Source organism: Sorangium sp. So ce836 (genome assembly GCF_028553905.1).
GTDB classification, from domain to species: domain Bacteria; phylum Myxococcota_A; class Polyangia; order Polyangiales; family Polyangiaceae; genus Sorangium; species Sorangium cellulosum_D.
This window is the reverse complement of sequence record NZ_CP102233.1, coordinates 11,374,495-11,392,038: the sequence shown is the minus strand read 5'-3', so window position 1 is coordinate 11,392,038 and position 17,544 is coordinate 11,374,495. Positions and strand designations below refer to the sequence as shown.

The window sequence follows — 17,544 nt, the reverse complement described above, 5'->3', positions numbered from 1 at the left end:
ATACCATTGAGCCGATCATGCGCTCCACGCCATGGATCTTGTGGTAGCTTGGGCGACAATATGAACGAAATTCTAAGAAAATTCAGCGTTTGCGGAATTTCGCTGTCGCTCCTCTCACTCGCCGTGGACGCGGCTGCCGCCTCGGCCAAGGTAGCGCTCATCCATTCCAATCCGGCCCTCGGCGAGGTCACCCAGAACGTCGCCGCGCTCGGCGCCCTCGTCGAGGAAGCGTTCCAGAACGGCGCCGATATCGTGGTGACCCCCGAGCTCGCCACCACGGGCTTCTCCATCACCCGGCAGGATGTGGTGGACAGCCTCGGGTTCACCTCTCCGTACCCCGAGCTGGACGGCATCCGCGACCTCGCCATCGCGTACCAGGGTTACGTCGCTGTCGGCATCGCCGAGGTGACCCCCTCGGACGCGGTATACAACAGCGTGGTGGCCTTCGGTCCGGATGGATTCATCGAGACGCAGCAGAAGCGGGGTCTCTCCGGCTGGCACGACGCTGGCGACGTCCCCTTCGACGTCATCACGACGCCGTACGGGGACATCGGGATGCTCATCTGCTCCGACTCCTATCTTCCGGACTGGATGCGTATCATCGCCCTGGAGGGCGCGGATATCGTCCTGCTGCCGTCCAACTGGTGGGGCCGCGACGGGCAGGAGGAGATCTGGCAGACGCGCGCCCGGGAGAACGGCGTCTGGTTCCTCGCAGCGAACCGGTGGGGGAGCGAGGTCGACGAGCGCTTCGGCTCTCCCTTCACCTACTACATGAACGACGCCCCGTCCGCCGCGATCAGCCCGGATGGGAACATCAAGCTCATCTACCGGACGGAGGACGACCCGCTACCTCCCGCCGACACGATCCTTTACCAGACCGTGGTCGTTCCCGACGGGCGGATCGGGAACGCGAGCAACCCGGCCTACCCGGTCAGCTACCGGGAGCCGAGCGCGTACGGCGCGATCGCGAATTCGTACTACCGGCGCGACCTCGGCTACGAGCCGGCGCCTGGCCTGCCCCCCGCAGGGCCTGTACGCGTGGCCGCGATGGCCTACAAGCCAGCGCTCTCCCCGGCGCACAACCTCACGACCATCAACCAGCTCTGGTCCACGCGGAGCCAGGACGCCGACGTGCTCGTCCTGCCGGGGCTAGGAGCTAGCGTCCTGCCCGTGAACGCCTCCAACTCGGGATGGTACTCGGCGTCCCCTTGGTCTGCGCTCCAGACCTTCGTCGAGCAGAACGCGCTCTCCCTGCTGGTCACGACGGTGATCGAGTACGAGCCCGGTGACACGTTGCACGAGTCCCTGCTGCTCGTCCGTCCGGGCGTACCGCCCTCGCTGCACGCCCAGATCCATGACGCCCCCTTCCTCGAGAACGGCAGCGGGGCCGAGCCGGTGTTGATCGATCTTCCCAGCGCCCGCGTCGGCGTGCTCACCGGGCAGGACGCCCTGTTCCCCGAGACCGGGACGCACCTCGCCAAGGCAGGAGCTGACATCTTGCTCATCACCTCGACCTCGGGCTCGCTCGCACCGAACGACCCGCTGAGCCTCATCGGCTACCACTGGGACGTCGACGCGCTCCGCCGCATGTGGAGGACCCGGACCAACGAGGTGGTGCATCTGGCGGCCTCTGATTGGACGGGTAATGGTATCATCGTCGAGAATGGCGGTGGCTATATCAGCAACTTGGAAGACGTCGGCGCCGGGGGCCGGCTCAAGATCATGAACCTGGACACGAGCACGGTACGTTACAAGTTTCTGAACAGTTACTATCCGTTCGATCTCGCGGTCCTCCTCGACGACTGAGCCCTCGCTAGGGGCCGCTCGATGGCCGCCGCTGCACGCCCTTTCGGGGGCGCAGCGCCATAGCTGCCCGGACGTCCCCTGCCGAAGGGGCCTCCCGCCCCCCGCGGGATGGGGTATAGTCCGCAGCATGGTCAACCCCCCGACGCGCGAGGCACACCACGGCCGGGAGAGACGGAGCTCCACCCGCGCCTTGATGGTCCTTGGCACGGCGTCGAACGTGGGAAAGTCTTTGCTGGTCGTGGCGCTGGGGCGCTGGCTGCGCCGCCGCGGCGTCAATGTGGCGCCCTTCAAGGCGCAGAATATCGCTCTCAACTCCTACGTGACGCCGGATGGCGCCGAGATCGGCTGGGCTCAAGCGCAGCAGGCGTTCGCGGCCGGAGTCACCCCTCACGCCGACATGAATCCGGTGCTGCTCAAGCCGGGAGCCGACGCCTCGGTGCAGGTCGTGGTGCGCGGCAAGGTGTCGCCGGAGGTCGGTAGGCTGCCGTCTGATCGACGGCACAGCGCCTTGCGCTCCATCATCCTCGAGAGTTACCGTCGGTGCTCGACGCGCCACGACGTCGTCTTGATCGAAGGGTCCGGCAGCGCGGCGGAGGTGAACCTCAAAGCGCGGGACGTCTCGAACCTCTGGATGGCCAGGGCCGTGGGCGCGCCGTGCCTGCTGGTGGCCGACATCGATCGCGGCGGCGTCTTCGCGTCGATCCTCGGCACGCTCTCGCTGCTCACCCCCTCGGAGCGGCGCCTCATCGCGGGGTTCGTCATCAACAAGTTCCACGGCGATCCCCTGCTCTTCGCCGAAGGCGTGAGCTTCCTGGAAAAGCGCAGCGGAAAGCCCTGCCTCGGCGTGATTCCTCACCTGCCGGACATCTGCCTGAAGGCCGAAGACAGCGTGGCGCTCGGCGACGAGCCGCCCGCCGCGGGCGCGGGCGGCAGCGAGGCGCTGACCATCGGCGTCGTGCAGCTCCCCCACATGGCCAACCACACGGATTTCGACCCCCTGACGCGGGAGCCGGGCGTGCGGCTCGTTTACGTGACACGCCCGGAGCAGGTGGCGGGCCTGGACCTGCTCATCCTCCCCGGCAGCAAGTCCACCGTCGCGGACCTGGACTGGCTGCGCCAGCGCGGGCTGGCGGACGCCCTCGCGCGGCACGGCGCGCGCGGCGGTCGCATCTTCGGGATCTGCGGCGGCATGCAGATGCTGGGGCAAAGCATCGACGATCCTCACAAGGTCGAGGACAAGGCCGGCGTGGCTGTCGAAGGACTCGGGCTGCTCCCCGTGCGGACGATCATGAACGCTCACAAGACGACGACCCAGGCGACCGCCGTGCTCGTCGATCCGCGGCCGGGGGTGGGACAGCTCGTGGGTTACGAGATCCACATGGGCTGGACCGAACGCACCGACCCTCGCTGCAGGCCGCTGCTGCACCTGAGGCGGGCCGGCGGCGGAGAGGCCATCCTGGACGGAGCGCAGACGGAGGATGGCCGCGTCTTCGGGACCTACCTGCACGGCCTGCTCGACAACGACGCGTTCCGCCTGCACCTCCTGAACACCCTGCGGGGAGAGCACGGCTGGCCGGCGCTGCCGGGCGTGCGCTCCTATCTTTCAGGCGGTTACGATGCCGAGATCGACCGCTGGACAGGCCACGTCATGCGGCACCTGGACGAGACGTATCTCTCCAGGATGCTGCTGGTCGGCGATGAGCCGCCGGGCATGCAGCGGGGGGGCCAAGCTTGACGTTTCGACGCCACAGGGACATGCTCGCTCCGCACGTCGCGGAGGGGCCAACGTTGCCGAGGTCGAGCGGCAGAGCCGGGGCCACGAAGGAAGCGGCACAGCGCCCTGCCTGCCGCCCGGTCCGCCGTGGCTTCGTGCTCGGGGCTCTCTCCTCGGCGCTGCTCGCGTGGGCGTGCGACCGGCGCCCGCCTCAGGAGAGCGCCAGCGCTCTTCGCATCATCTCGCTCTCCCCTGCCATCACGGAGACGCTCTTCGCCATAGGCGCGGGCGGGGGCGTCATGGGCGTGAGCGATTTCTGCGACTACCCCGCCGACGCGCAACGCCGGCCGAAGGCAGGCACGGCGCTGACCCCGAACGTCGAGGCGATCGCGAGGCTGCGCCCGACCCTCATCATCAGCCAGCGCACCCAGAGCTCGCGCGTGGAGGAGCTCAGAGCGATTGCGCGTGCCGAGCTGCTGCCCTGGCAGACCCTCTCGGAGGTGGTCAGCAGCACGCGAGAGCTCGGCCGGCTGACGTCGCGTGAATCGGCCGCGGAGGCGCTGGCCGGCACGCTCGAGGAGCGGCTCTCCCGGCGGCCGCCGGAGGGCGCCCCACGCGTGCTCATGGTGCTCGGCTCGACCTCCGGGAAGATGAGCGAGATCTTGTTTTTCCGGCGCAACGCGCTCCACGGCGCGGTGCTCGAGGCGGCCGGCGGCCGCAACGCGGTCGCAGAGGATATCTTCCGAGCTCCCAACCTGTCGCTGGAGCGGGTCATCGCGCTGGATCCGGAGGTGGTGCTCATCCTCGTCGACGTCGACCGGCTCGAGGAGAGCGTGGAAGCTCGCTATCTCGCCGACTGGAAGGCGCTGCCGATCGCCGCGGCCAAGCGGGGTGCCATCCGTGTCATCCACGGCGCTGACGTCAAGTCGACCGGGCCGCGCATACTGGGGCTCCTTGACAAGGTCGCCGCGGCCATCCACGATGCGAAGGCACAGCCCCGATGACAGTCCTCGAGTTCGACCATGTCACGGTCCAGGTGGGTGCGCACAGGCTGCTCGACGACGTCACGCTGCGCCTCATCGAGTCCGAGTTCGTCGCGGTCGTGGGCCCCAACGGCGCCGGGAAGACGACGCTGATACGCGTGGCGCTCGGGGTCATCCGGCCCTCGTCGGGCCGTGTCCTCGTCGATGGCGAGCCGCTCTCCGCGCTCTCCGGGAGGGGGCGCGCGGCCAAGCTCGGATGGTTGCCGCAGCGCGGGGTGATCCTCGAGCCGATTCCCGCCGTGGACTTCGTCGCCGCAGCTCGGTTTCGTTTCCGGGAGAGCCGGGGGCGTTCGCTCACCGCGGCGCAGGAGGCGCTGGCCTCGGTGGGCGCGGCGACCCTCGCGGGCCGCCTCATCACCGATATCTCTGGCGGCGAGCTGCAGCGCGTCCTCGTCGCGGCGCTCCTCGCCCAGGAGACGCCGCTCGTGTTGCTGGACGAGCCAGCGAACCACCTCGATCCGGCGCAGCAGTTCGAGCTCTACGGGCAGCTCGTGCGCCTCTGGCGCTCTGGCCAGAGCGTTCTCTGCGTCACCCACGACGTGAACGCGCTCGCGTACTCGGTCCATCACGGCGAGGTCAACCGACTGAACGTGGTGGGGATGAAGAACGGACGCATCGAGTTTGTGACCAGCTACGGAGCGGCGGATTTCGGGGCCTTGCTCGGCGCCCTGTTCGGCGTCCGGATGCGGGCGGTCGACGTGGGGGGCCGACGATTGTTCGTGGTCGAGCCGCCCGACGCAGCGTCGCTCGCATGAGCCCCCGCGCCCGTCTCGGGACGAGGATAGGCGCGCTCGTGATCGGCGCCGTGCTGATCATCGGCGCCTCACCGTTCGTGGGCCCTCCGCTGGTCGAGGGCAGCGCTGAATTCATCTTCTGGCAGCTCCGGGTGCCGCGCGTGTTGATGGCGGTCCTGGTCGGGGGGACGCTCTCGCTGGTCGGTGCGACCTATCAGGTGATCTTCTTCAACCCGCTGGCCACGCCCAGCACCGTCGGGACGACGGCGGGGGCGACGTTCGGCGCCCTGATCTCCATTGTGTTCGGGGTCCGCAGCATGATCTGGGGGGAGCTGCCGGTCCTCACCCTGTCCGCCTTCCTCGGGGCGCTGGGGGTGAGCGCAGCGGTGACGTTCGTCGCGCTGAGCAAGCGGGCGCGCAACAACGACATCATCCTCGCCGGCATCGCCAGCTCTCTCGCCGTCGGCTCCGCGTCGTCGGCCATCCAGTTTACCGCCGATGAGACCGCCATGCTCGCCGCTGTGCGGTGGTCGCTCGGGTACCTGCCGCAGGTGGGCTACCGCGGTATCGTCCTCCTGCTGCCGATCGCCGCGATCACGGCGCTGGGCTTGATTGGCCTGTCGCGCTCCCTCGACGTCCTCGCGACGGGCGAGGAGCTCGCGCATAGCCGGGGTATGAACGTCCCGCTGGTGCGCGCGATCGCGATCGGCTGCGGGGCGCTCGGCGTCGCCGGCTGCGTCGCCTGGTGCGGCCCGATCGCCTTTGTCGAGCTGATGGTGCCCCACTTCGTCCGGCTCACGCTCGGGAGCCATCGGCGCGTGCTGTTGCCGATGTCCCTGGTCGTGGGCGGCGCATTTCTGGCGCTGTGCGACACGATCGCGCGAACGGTGATCCCGGGCGCCGAGCTGCCGGTCGGGGTCATCACCGCCGCGCTCGGCGCGCCGACCCTGGTGTACCTGATCGCGCGACAGTATCATTAAAATAATATAGGCCGAACGGATTGCTGTGTCGATCGGAATGATTGATACCGGGCAGGTATTGCCTTAGGGTGATCATCTCGACGGCCTCGATCCTCCTGGAGCGACGTGTTCACCATGGCGATCAGGAACTCCGCTAGCATTCTCGTCCTCGGTACATCGTCCCTGGTCGGGAAGACGCTGGTCACGCTGGCCCTTTGCCGCTGGCTCAGCGGTCAGGGCAAGTCCGTGGCCCCGTTCAAGCCCATGTCGATGTCGTCTGGGCATGGCTCTTATCGCACGGCTTCAGGCGGGGAGATCCACGTCCACCAGGCGCACCAGGCCGTTGCCGCGAACCTTGAGCCCCACGTCGACATGAACCCCGTGATGTTCAAGGCGGTGGGGAACAAGCTCGAAATCGTCGTCTGCGGAGCACCGTCCCCGGGGCTGACCGAGATCCCGGCCTCGCATCGGTACAACTCACTCCGCGCCGTCATCGCCAAGAGCCACCGCCGGCTCGCCGACCGGTTCGATCACATCGTCATCGAGGGCTGCGGAAGCCCCGTCGAGCTAAACATCAAAGAGCGCGATATGTCGAATTGCTGGGTCGCAGAGACCTTCGACGCGCGATGCCTGCTCGTAGGGAGCGCGGAGCAGACCGGCGTGTTCGCCTCCATCATCGGGACGCTATCGCTTCTCACAGAGAGCGAGCGATCCCGGGTCGCCGGGTTCATCATCAACAAGTTTCATGGGGATCCGAGCGAGTTCGCCGACGGCGTCCGCATCCTTGAGGACAAGACCGGGATCCCCTGCATGGGCGTCATCCCCTTCCTGTCCGGCATCACCGTGGTCGGCCAGGAGGGCGAGGCAGCGTCGGCGCCGGAGACCATCCTGTCGGGCGAAGGCTTCATGGAGGAGCTGGATCGCTGCGCAGATCACATCATCAAACACCTGAATCTCTGGCTCCTGGAGGAGCGCTTCCTCGCCAAGCTCCCTTCGGCACAACTCTCGGATCCTGGGCCCTTGAGCAACCCCGCGATCCAGTGAGGAGGCGTCCTCAATCGAGGTGATCGGTAGGATGCTCTGGGTGCCGCCGAGATCATTTCTCGCGATCTGGTTCGGCCAGCTCCTGTCAACTCTCGGGACCGGCATCAGCAGCTTCGCGTTTACCGTCTGGGTCTGGAACAGGACGCAGCACGCTGCGTCCATCGCCACCCTAGAGCTTTGTTCCTTCGGCATCGTCATCCTGGTCAGCCCGCTCGCTGGCGTGCTCGTCGATCGCCTCGACCGGCGGTGGGCGATGGCGGTGGCCGACCTAGGGGTCGGTGCGGTGACGGTCGGGGTCCTGTGCATCAACAAGACCATCGGGCTGGAGCCATGGCACCTCTACGTGGCCAAGCTGCTGACCGGCGCGTTCGTCGCCTTCCAAACCCCGGCCTATCTGGGAGCGGTGACCGTCCTCCTGTCCAAGGAGTCCTATGCGCGCGCCAGCGGCATGATGTCGCTGTCGCTGTCGCTCTCGGGCTTGCTCTCCCCGGTGGCAGCATCGCTGCTATACCGCCACATTGGCCTCGATGGCGTCCTCCTGCTGGACGCGGCCAGCTTTGCGATCGCCATCGTCCTCCTGTTCTTCGTTCGTGTCCCCGAGCGCGCGCTGGCTACCGAGCCCAGGGACTGCCCCCGGCTCGTCGAGGAGGCGATCTACGGTTTCCGGACAGTCTTTGGCAGCAAGAGCCTCGTCGGGCTGCTGTACGTCCTCGCGGCGAACAACTTCCTGAGCATGTTCGGGATTCTGCTGCCGCCCTTGGTCCTCGCCCGGACGGGAGGTCACGATGCAGCCCTGGCGTCGGTCATGGTCGCAGGCGCGGCTGGAGGCGTCGCCGGAGGCATCGCCATGAGCTTGTGGGGAGGGCCGCGAAAGCGCATCCAGGGGGTGCTCGCGATGATCTTCCTCAACGGCCTCTTCGGTCAGGTGCTGCTCGGCCTCGGCCGCACGCCTGTGACCTGGGGAGTGGCATCCTTCCTGACGTCCTTCTTTTTCCCGATCCTGTACGGGTGCAACCAGGCAATCTGGCAGTCAAAGATCCATCCCGACGCCCAGGGGCGAGTCTTCGCCGCCCGGCGCATCGTCGTCGACGCGATGGTCCCCGTCGCCATGCTCATCGCCGGTCCCCTCGCGGATGATGTGCTGGAGCCGGCGCTATCTCCCGGGGGGGCCTGGGTCCCGTTCCTCTCCTGGCTCGTCGGCTCGGGCCCGGGCTCTGGAATGAGCCTCATCTTCATCGTGGCGGGCCTGGCCACCATGGGGCTCGCTGCGGCCGCGTACAAGATTGGCTCGATCCGAGAGATCGACTCTCTCCTCCCCGACTCCAGCGATTCTGCTTGCGCGCGGGACGACGTCCTGTCAAGACGCGGCGCGCAGCGACCAGAATGAAATCCACCCTGACCGAGCAGCTTTCGCGCAACGGGTATGTCGACCCCGTTCCGCTCTTCGACCATACCGAGGCCGACCACTATCGACGGAGCTTCCTCGGTTCGCTGGGCGAAAGCGGAGGTCGTCCCGACCCCCACGCGCTTTCGGGGTACCACCTCAGGTATCGATGGGCGTACGAGCTCGCCACGACGCCGGCGCTCCTCGACTGCGTAGAGTCCGTGCTGGGACCGGATCTGGTGCTGTGGGCGAGCCACGTCTGGTACAAGCCGCCGCAATCGGAGGACATCGTCCCCTGGCACTGCGACGCCGTTTATTGGCCCGTCTTGGACCGCGACATCAACTTGACGGCCTGGATCGCGCTGAGCGCCTGTCATCGCGGCAACGGCGGCCTGCGAGTGATCCCCGGCTCGCATCGGACGCTGCCCCACGACTCCCATATACCGGACATCGACAGCTCCAGCTTCCCGATCGTCGAGCTGGAGATGGCTCCCGGACAGGCGACGTTCTTCTCTGGGTATCTCTATCACGGCTCGGAGAGAAATATGAGCACTAGTCCGCGCATCGCCTACGCGCTGCGGTTCACGACGCCGGAGGTTCGGTTCGAGCGCGCGGCGGTGGAGTCGAGCTTCAGCTACCTGAGGACCATCGTTGTCCGAGGAGCCGATCGCTACCACCACAATGACTTCATGAGGACGCCTCCCCCTTTCTAGCCCATGGAATATCGCCCTCTCGGCCCCACGGCCATCAGCGTCAGCCGCCTCTGCCTGGGGACGGTGAACTTCGGGCTGCACACCTCTGAGGGTGACGCATTTCCGCTGTTGGACAGGGCGATCGACTGCGGGATCAACTTCGTCGACACGGCCGAAGTCTACAGCGAGGGGCGAGCGGAGAGCATCATCGGAGACTGGCTGGCGCTCGGGCAAGGCCGACGAAGCAGGATCGTGTTGGCGACGAAGGTCTTCCGGGGGGCGGACGAGCCGCGCCTCTCGGCGCGTCACATCTTGGAGGCGTGCGAGCAGAGCCTCCGGCGACTGAGAACGGACCGTATCGACCTCTACCAGGTCCACCATGTCGACCGGGCCTGTCCGTGGGAAGAGCTATGGCAGGCCATGGATCAGCTGGTGAGGCAAGGGAAGGTCTTGCACGTCGGGAGCAGCAACTTCGCGGCATGGGACATAGCATCGGCCAATAACCTCAGCCGACAGCGCCAGTGGCCTGGATTCGTCTCGGAACAGAGTGTCTACAACCTCCGTAGGCGGATGATCGAGCTCGAGGTCATCCCCTGCTGTCGGGCCCTCGGCATGGCGCTGCTGGCGTATAGCCCGCTGGGCGGCGGGTTGCTCGGCGGGGGACTGACGAGCCCTGCGCCGGGGCGCCGCGCGGATAGCTGGGTCCAGCGCATAGCGGAGCAGCATCGAGAGCAGCTCAGCGCGTTCGAGGGCCTATGTCAGGAGGCTGGGCATCGCACCGCCGACGTCGCGCTCGCCTGGGTTCTGCGCAACACGGCCGTCACGGCGGCGATCATTGGGCCCCGAACCGTCGAGCAACTGGTGCAGAACGTAGGCGCGATGGATATGGCTCTCAGTGAGGAGGTTGTGACGAGGCTAGAGCAGATCTGGCCCGGCCCCGGTGGCGAGGCCCCGCAGGCATATGCCTGGTGAGCCCTTCTCCATCGCGCCGCCTCCCGCAGGGCCGCCGCGGGCGCTTCTGGCGCTTCTCTAGAAACGCCCTAGGTAGCGAGGTGGAAGACCGATGGCGGTGTCCACGACGGTCTGGCTAGGCTGGCCGAGCGCCCCCTGGGCGCTAACCGGGAACCGGTGAACCACGCCGCCGCTGGTCTCGGCGTCGGCGATGAAACAAGCCGAGCATTCCGCGACGCACTGCGTCGCGCCGATCGTGAACGGCGAGAGCTTCGACCGGAGCAGCTCTCGTCGTTCTCCGTTCACCAGGTTCAATGCACTGGCGGTGTCGTCGGTGCCGGGCTGATCTCCCTCGGGGAAGCTCCCGAGGGTCGTGAAGACCAGCGTCTCAGCGCCCGCGTAAGAGATCCAGGTGCCGAGCGCGCCCCCTCCCAGCTGCTCGGCGGACCAACGCTCGCGCTCCACCAGGGAATCCCCGCGGCTCAGGACGACCAACGCCGATTCGGAGAGCACCGACGCGCTCCCCACAAAGGTGCCGGTGCACGCGACGGCGATGTCCTCTTGGTCCGGGGAGAGCGCGAGGGCACCGCAGCCGTGTAGCCCATCGAGCGTTTTGACGTCCAGGATCGTGTCGGTGTCCGTATCGATCGTGACGAGCCTCGATTCGGCCGAGCTCGAAAAATCGGCAGCGTCGGCCGAGAGGAGCACATAGAGCTTCTGGTCGGCCACGACCGCCCGGTTGGCCCGGGGCAGGTATTTCGGGTCCTCGCCGGCCATCGCCGGCATCAGGTCGATCCGACCGGTGATGGATGGCACAGAGGGGTCGATCACCAGGACGTCGTTGCCAGCGTCGAACGGCTCGCTGCCAGCGGCGAGGTTCTGTCCAAGGCGCGTGACGTAGGCCTTGTGCGGCGAGGCCTCGACATAGTCCTGCGGGTTGGCGGCGAATCCGGTCGCCACCGAGAGCTGCGCGGCGACCTCGCCGCTCTTCACATCGATCCACGTCAAGACGGACGCCGGGTACCGATCGATGAGCGCGATCCGGCTACCGAGCTGGGGCATCGTCGGGAGAACGACGTCCCCGGACAGAGGGACCGAGAGCATGGTCGACGCGGCCGACGAGGAGATGAGCGAAGACGAGAGGACGGCTCCCTCGATGTCGAGGAGCGAGACATTGGTGGATTGGTAGTCAGTGTTCACGACGATCAATCCTCGCCCGCACCCGTCCGGCTGCTTCGTGACCCCTCCGGTGCTCCCCGGAGGCGGCGCCACGTTGCATCCGAGGAGCAAGAGCAGGCTCAGCGACCGCACCGCCCAGACGCTCGTCTTGTTCGCCATCACCACCATACCTCCATCCCCCCATGCACGCTTCGCCCCGGCAACGGGAGCCCAACCACATCGTAGTTTCTCGCATCGAGCACATTGGCGATCCTGGCGCGGGCCGAGATCCGCTTCTTCCAGAAGAGCGCCGACAGCTCCGCGTCGACGCTGACCTGCTCAGCCATCACGACGAGCCCTGCCGGATCGGCGAGCCTGGAGGACCGGTAGAACAGGCGTGCGCCGAGCGCGATCCGGTCGATGGGCAGCCACCGGAAGGGCTCCTGATAGACCTCCAGGTACGGCGCCGCGACCAGCCTCGCCTGGAAGGGGAGGATGTCATTCTTGAGGTGGCGCTCCTGCGACGTGTCCCGCGGATCCATCGCGGTGAGCGACACCTCGGCGTGGACGGCGTCCAGGAAGGAGGTCGACCCGGTGAGCTCGACGCCGAGCAGCCTGGCGCTCCCGATGTTGAACGGCCGAACGACGCCGAGCGATGAGCGCCGGAAGCCGATGAGGTCGGTCGCCAGCCGGGAGAACCCGAACACATCGACGCTGAACCCATGGCCCTTGATCCGGACGCCGACGTCAGCGGTGTATCCCTCCTCGACGCGGAGGTCGGCGTTGCCCCGCACGATCGGCGATGTGCCATAGAGCTCACCGAGGGTGGGGACTCGCACGTAGCGGCCGACGTTCGCGAGGAGCGCCATGTTCCAGGGGAGCTCCAGGCGTGCTCCGAGGCGCACCACAGGCTGGAGGGTCTCGCAGGTCCGACCGCCCTCCGGGCCGGCCGTGGTGTGGCACTCGAGCACCGCGTGGCCATGGACCTGGAGCGCCCGGGCCGGGGACGCGGCGACAGAGGCGCCGGCACGCGTGAACGCCCGGCTCGCGCGGAGGGGCTCGCCCTCTGGACGGTCGAGCCCCAGATGCTCGAACTCCTGCACCAGCGAAGCGCCGAGATCGAAGCCCTGCAGGCGGTAACGGAGGCGCGCTTGGTGCGAGACGCGCGCGCCTGCGCTCGCGGTCCACGGGGACAGCAGCCCGAGCTCCAGCTGCGGGTCGGCGATCCGGGTTCTCGCCAGGATCGCCGAGCTGGTGAGCTCGATCCAGCAGCGGTCGTCGGGCTCGCCCGGGATCGGCGCCGCGCACGGCAGCTTCGCCGAAGCCGCGCCGAGCCACCGCTGGGCATGCGAGCGCGCAGCGTGAGCCGGGATCACCGAGAGGCCGGTGACGCCTTGGTCGCGGACAAAGGCGTTGGTGAGCATGGTCATCGAGCTGCGCCCGAGCTGAAGCCGGCCGATGCTCCAGAGGTCATACGCGACGTAATCCGCGTTGAACCGGTCGCGCTCCCGGTCATCGCTCGGGTCAAACGTCGTGCCGCGATCGTCGACGTAGGCATAGTCGTTCCTCGCGCTCTCACGTCGTGCCGCGATCATCGCACCCCCACGCGCGTCACCCGTGGACGCCGCCGCCCACGTCGCGAGCTCTCCGAAGCTGCCCGCGCTGCCCCCCGCGCCAACCCTCGATCCGCGACGCAGCACCGGGTCAAAGAAGATGGCGCCTCCGATTCCTAGCCGGTCGGCCTGGATCGGTGCGTTGCCGCGGTAAATTTCCACTCGGTCGATCATCCAGAGCGGAACGGCGGAGAGATCGGCTGTGCCGGTGACGTCATCATTCAGCCGGATGCCGGCCAGGTAGATGGGCGTCTGGGCGCTGGTCGCGCCGCGAATCGATGCCGTCGAGAGATCGGAGCCAGCGCCGCCCTTCGAGACCTGCACCCCTGGGATCCGCTGCAGGACATGGGCCGCACTCTCGCCGGGTTGGCGCAACCTCTCTCTTGGAACTTTGCTCGATGCAGCGCTCAGATCGCGCGAGCCCGGGCCCGGGTCGCGCTTGTCGGCATGAACGGTCACCTCAAGGACGGACGCTTGCTGAGCCGCCGCGCCCGCCGCCAGCGTGACCGCGCCGGCGAACGACGCCGCCGCGACCGCGCGGCGGGGTGGAATCGATAGCGTCAGGCACATCGAGCGTCGATCATCCCGATTGCGTCGAGGTCAAACACCCGCGGGGGGTGTCCCAGCGGCCGGCGGTACCACGGGGGCGCGCCCCGGTAACCGCGCTATCGAGGAGGTCCACGGCCCCGATCGTCAAAATGGCAGCGCAGACATTGGACAGGAAGCCAATTTGTCGCAGCTGGGGGCTCATCGCGGTGCGATATTGACATAGACTGGTTCGTCCTGGTAGCGATTTCCGGGGCGGATGCCGGAGGGCAGCGACCCAGGCGAGCGCTGCGATGCGGCGCCACGTCGCCACGTCGCCACGTCGCCACGTAGAGATTGCATATACCGGTGTTCTTTGGGGGTGTGACACATGGATCTCCGGCGTTCCATTGCCAGGATCGGGTGCCTCATGCGAGGCAGCGGCGCCAATCATTCCGCAGCCTGGTCGGCCACGCTCGTTCTTGCCCTCGGCTGCTCGGGCGGCGCTCCGACGAGCGCGCAGCCGCCGGTGCCGGCATCCGGCGCGGAGGTGACGGTGATGGTCGCCTTGCTCCACATGAACCCGGAGCTCGGCAAGCGTGACCAGAACATCGCGAGAATAGCGCAGCTCGTTGAGGAGTCGCTGACCCAAGGCGCGAAGATCGTCGTGGCGCCAGAGCTCGCCACCACGGGATACTCGATCACGGCGGCTGAGGTGAGCACGAGCCTGGGCTCCGTCTCGCCCTTCCCCGAGCTCGATCGGGTCCGAGATCTCGCCGAGCGATACGCGGCGTACGTGGTTGTCGGCATCGCCGAGCGGACGCGAGCGTCATCGTTCAACTCGGCGGCCATCTTCGGCCCAGGCGGTCTCCTCGGCGTGGAGCGCAAGCGCGGGACGACGCCGTGGAATGCTCGTGGCGACACGCCGTTCAAGGTCATCTCGACGCCGTATGGCGAGCTCGCCGCCGTGATCTGCTCCGACACCTACCTGCCGGACTGGGTGCGCATCGCGACGTTGCAGGGAGCCGACGTCGTCGTCGCACCGGCCAACTGGTGGGGTGACTACGAGCAGGAGGCGATCTGGGCGACGCGAGCGCGGGAAAACGGCGTCTGGATGGCGGTGGCGAACCGCTGGGGGCATGAGGTCGATCGCCGCGGGGCGGACCCGTACGATTATGACATGAACGACGCGCCGTCGGTGGTGATCGACCCCCAGGGAAAGGTCGAGCTGCGTCACCGGGCGAAGGACATGACGGCGCCAGCCGACAAAATTCTCTACGCCACGATGTCGATCCCGCGGGCGCGCATCGGAACCAAGAGCAACCCGACCGACACCGTCGCGAACCGGCGCGCGCAGGCTTACGCGGATCTTGCAGGGCCTTGCTTCGTGCCAACGGCGCCCGCGTCCTGCGAGGCCGGGCTGCCTCCCGCCGGTAAGGTCGAGATCCGCGTCCTCTCCTACGTCCCTCAGGCCGATCCTGCCGCGAACCTCGACCTCGTCGCCTCGAGATGGAGTGACGGTCCGGCCGAGGTGGTCGTGCTACCGGCGCTAGGGATCTCCGGGGAGACCGCGCAGGAGGCGCTCCCGGACTGGAGCCATCCCCCATGGTCGGCGTGGCGGGAGTTCGTCGATCGGAGAGGCGTTCAGCTGCTCGTCACCACGATCCGCGAGAGGCCATCCGGCGCCGGCGCACGTGAGTCCCTGCTCGTGCTAGAGAGGGGGAGGCTTCCGCGGACGGTTCCCGCGATCCACGCCGCTGGCGCTGATCCGGGGAGCGGCAGGAGGCCCGAGCTCGTCGACCTGCCCGGTGCGCGCGTGGGGCTCGTGACGGGGCACGACTCGGTCTTCCCCGAGATCGGCGTCGCGCTGGCCAAGGCCGGTGCTGACATCGTGGTGATACCCTCGAGCCTCGCGTCGAACGGCGGCGTCTGGGACAAGGGGGCGCTCCTGTCCTCCTGGAAGAGCGACACGAACGCCGGCTTCCACCTGGCAGCGTCCGACGCTGCGGGCTTCGGTCTCCTCGTCGAGAGCGGCGGGATGTACAGGATCTCGGCGACGGAGCTCTCGACCAGGGATCCGGTGAAGGTCCTCGCGGTCAACATCCCGCCGGTGCGTGGGCGGAAGCTCAATACCTATTACCCGTTCGATCTGAGCGTGCTCCTCGGGCAGAATCCTCCTCCGTGACGAGGGCAGGGGCAGCGAGCGCCCTCGTTGTTATCCACGCTCTTCGGCTCGCGGCAAAGGCCGCCGTGGGCGCGCTCGATCTACTGCACATGCTCCACGACGAGCTCGTCGCGTGGCAGATCGTCTATGGCCGTGGAGGAAGACACGCAGCCAGCCAGGATCGCGGGAGGGGCAACAGCACCCCTCACCGCTTCGCGCCGCCCGCCGGCGCAGCCGGCGCGCCGCCGCCCGGCGTCGCGTCCACGGCCCCCGGCCCGAGCAGCGTCCCGCACATCGTCTTGCACAGGATATCCGTCGCTTTGCACTCGCACTTGCCCTGCTGCTTGAGCTCGAGCTTGCCGCGCATCTGCTCCACCGTGAACTGCGCGAGCCGCTCGACCCGGTCCATGTTCCACCCTTCCTGGATCTGGCGCGGCGTCCGCGGGTCGGTGGTCTTGCCGTCGGGCTCGGCGCAGCAGCGGAAGCTCAGGAAGTAATAATAGAACCCCTCGTCGTGCGTGTAGATCTTCGGTCGGCACTGGTTGCGCACGCCCTTGTACCAGGGGCCGCCGGTGTGGACGCTGTCGAACTTGCCGCGCCAGCCGCCGGTCGTCTCGCTCGCCACGACCTCATCGGTGTTCGCGGGCAGATCGGCGACGCCATAGTCGCTGATGCACTGCGGCTGCGACCCGCTCCGCACCCCTTTCCAGAGGCGCGCCAGCTCGCCCGGGTCGCGCTTCGCCACCTTCTTCATGTCGGGATCGTCCCAGAGGTGGTCGCCGTTGCACTTCGTCGCGTCGCGCGAGTAGCCGTAGGGAAACGGCTTCATCTCCGGCCCCTCGCAGGCGAGCGTCCACTCCGACTCGGTGCAGAGCCGCTTGCCGACGGCGGCGCACTTGACCTGCGCCTGGTGGAACCGGTTCATCACCTCGGGCCGCTCCCCCTTCTTGTTCGGCCACTCGTACGTGTCGATGCAATACCGCTTCTTCGTCTTGTCGCCGACGCAGCGGCCGGGGGTGGGGGCGAACTCCTCGCAGATCGTCTTCTTGTTCGACTTGTCGTACCAGCTGCGGAGGCAGCTGTGCTCGACCTCGGAGCAGTACTCGCCCTCGACGAGCTTCATGTCGGCCGGGCACGCCTGCTCCTCCGCGGCGGCGGTCTCCCCGCCGGTCGTCCCGGCCTCGGCGGTGGGCGCGCCGGGCTCTGCGGCCGGCGGCGTCGAGGCCGCGGGCCCGGCGGGGGACGGAGCGGCCGCGGGCGGGCGGTCGTCGTGCGCGCGCGGGGCGGTCGGCTTCTGGGCGGGCTCAGGCGGAGCGCCGGAGCAGGCCGCGGCGAGCGTCAGGGCGGGGAGGGAGAGAGGGAGAGGAGGAGGCGTCGCATGGCCGGCGTCATGGTCGAGATCGCGGCGGGAGGAACCAGGCATCGCGCCCTCGGATCGACGCCGCGCGCGCCCCGGCCGCCTCGGAGGCGGTCCGGCACGGAGCCGCGCGATCTCCCCCGTCGCTCGCCGCCGCCGTCGCGAGCAGCCCGGAGGCGCATGGTATCGTGCGCCCGGGGGTGAGAGGAGGTTCACTCATGAAGCGCATAGCCGCTCGATGTCCACCTCGGACCGGGGGCGGTGAAGGAGGCGACGAGTGTGGTGGTGGTCTCGCCGGCGCGCCGACGCCTATAGAACACCGATCAGCTTGAAACGCCCCAGAATGAAGAGGTTGGAGCCACAGAGGCGCAGAGGGCACAGAGGAAGAGAGAAGAGACAG

At 67.9% G+C, this 17,544-nt stretch carries 13 protein-coding genes; 10 read left to right on the top strand and 3 right to left on the bottom strand.

Going from position 1 to position 17,544, the window contains the following annotated elements:
- Positions 1-60 precede the first annotated feature (60 nt).
- The 9 genes from NQZ70_RS41530 to NQZ70_RS41490 all read left to right on the top strand — a co-directional run bounded on the left by NQZ70_RS41530 (position 61) and on the right by NQZ70_RS41490 (position 10,348).
- Positions 61-1,806, top strand: coding sequence for a nitrilase-related carbon-nitrogen hydrolase (locus NQZ70_RS41530; protein WP_207217616.1), 1,746 nt, complete (start codon positions 61-63; stop codon positions 1,804-1,806).
- A 127-nt stretch (positions 1,807-1,933) separates the two neighbouring features.
- A complete protein-coding gene (locus NQZ70_RS41525) occupies positions 1,934-3,541 on the top strand; it encodes a cobyric acid synthase (RefSeq protein WP_129579160.1) in 1,608 nt (535 codons plus the stop codon).
- Between the two features lie 134 nt (positions 3,542-3,675).
- Entirely contained in the window at positions 3,676-4,524 is an 849-nt protein-coding gene (locus NQZ70_RS41520; RefSeq protein WP_165374422.1) for an ABC transporter substrate-binding protein, read from the top strand.
- Positions 4,521-5,318 (top strand): ABC transporter ATP-binding protein, encoded by a 798-nt coding sequence (locus NQZ70_RS41515; protein WP_129579158.1) that lies wholly within the window; start codon positions 4,521-4,523, stop codon positions 5,316-5,318. Before NQZ70_RS41520 ends, NQZ70_RS41515 begins: the two co-directional genes overlap by 4 nt.
- 38 nt (positions 5,319-5,356) lie before the next feature.
- Entirely contained in the window at positions 5,357-6,277 is a 921-nt protein-coding gene (locus NQZ70_RS41510; protein ID WP_237244526.1) for an iron ABC transporter permease, read from the top strand.
- Between the two features lie 114 nt (positions 6,278-6,391).
- Positions 6,392-7,300, top strand: coding sequence for an AAA family ATPase (locus NQZ70_RS41505; RefSeq protein ID WP_129579156.1), 909 nt, complete (start codon positions 6,392-6,394; stop codon positions 7,298-7,300).
- A 31-nt stretch (positions 7,301-7,331) separates the two neighbouring features.
- Positions 7,332-8,687, top strand: a complete 1,356-nt coding sequence (locus tag NQZ70_RS41500; protein ID WP_129579155.1) for an MFS transporter — start codon at positions 7,332-7,334, stop codon at positions 8,685-8,687.
- A complete protein-coding gene (locus NQZ70_RS41495) occupies positions 8,684-9,397 on the top strand; it encodes a phytanoyl-CoA dioxygenase family protein (RefSeq protein ID WP_129579154.1) in 714 nt (237 codons plus the stop codon). Before NQZ70_RS41500 ends, NQZ70_RS41495 begins: the two co-directional genes overlap by 4 nt.
- A gap of 3 nt (positions 9,398-9,400) precedes the next feature.
- Complete coding sequence (locus NQZ70_RS41490; RefSeq protein WP_129579153.1) at positions 9,401-10,348, top strand: aldo/keto reductase; 948 nt, start codon at positions 9,401-9,403, stop codon at positions 10,346-10,348.
- 57 nt (positions 10,349-10,405) lie between these two features.
- Here NQZ70_RS41490 and NQZ70_RS41485 read toward each other — a convergent pair whose 3' ends face one another.
- Both NQZ70_RS41485 and NQZ70_RS41480 read right to left on the bottom strand, forming a co-directional pair.
- On the bottom strand, positions 10,406-11,665 hold the full coding sequence (locus NQZ70_RS41485; RefSeq protein ID WP_129579152.1) for a hypothetical protein: 1,260 nt from the start codon (positions 11,663-11,665) through the stop codon (positions 10,406-10,408).
- Entirely contained in the window at positions 11,665-13,668 is a 2,004-nt protein-coding gene (locus tag NQZ70_RS41480; protein ID WP_129579151.1) for a TonB-dependent receptor, read from the bottom strand. The genes NQZ70_RS41485 and NQZ70_RS41480 overlap by 1 nt, the downstream gene beginning before the upstream one ends.
- A gap of 385 nt (positions 13,669-14,053) precedes the next feature.
- On the opposite strand from NQZ70_RS41480, the gene NQZ70_RS41475 reads away from it, so the two are divergent.
- The gene (locus NQZ70_RS41475) at positions 14,054-15,808 is read left to right on the top strand and encodes a nitrilase-related carbon-nitrogen hydrolase (RefSeq protein ID WP_165374421.1); all 1,755 of its coding nucleotides are present in this window, start codon (positions 14,054-14,056) and stop codon (positions 15,806-15,808) included.
- Positions 15,809-15,992: 184 nt separating this feature from the next.
- On the opposite strand, the gene NQZ70_RS41470 is transcribed toward NQZ70_RS41475, so the two are convergent.
- A complete protein-coding gene (locus NQZ70_RS41470) occupies positions 15,993-17,210 on the bottom strand; it encodes an SUMF1/EgtB/PvdO family nonheme iron enzyme (protein WP_129579149.1) in 1,218 nt (405 codons plus the stop codon).
- Positions 17,211-17,544: the final 334 nt, after the last annotated feature.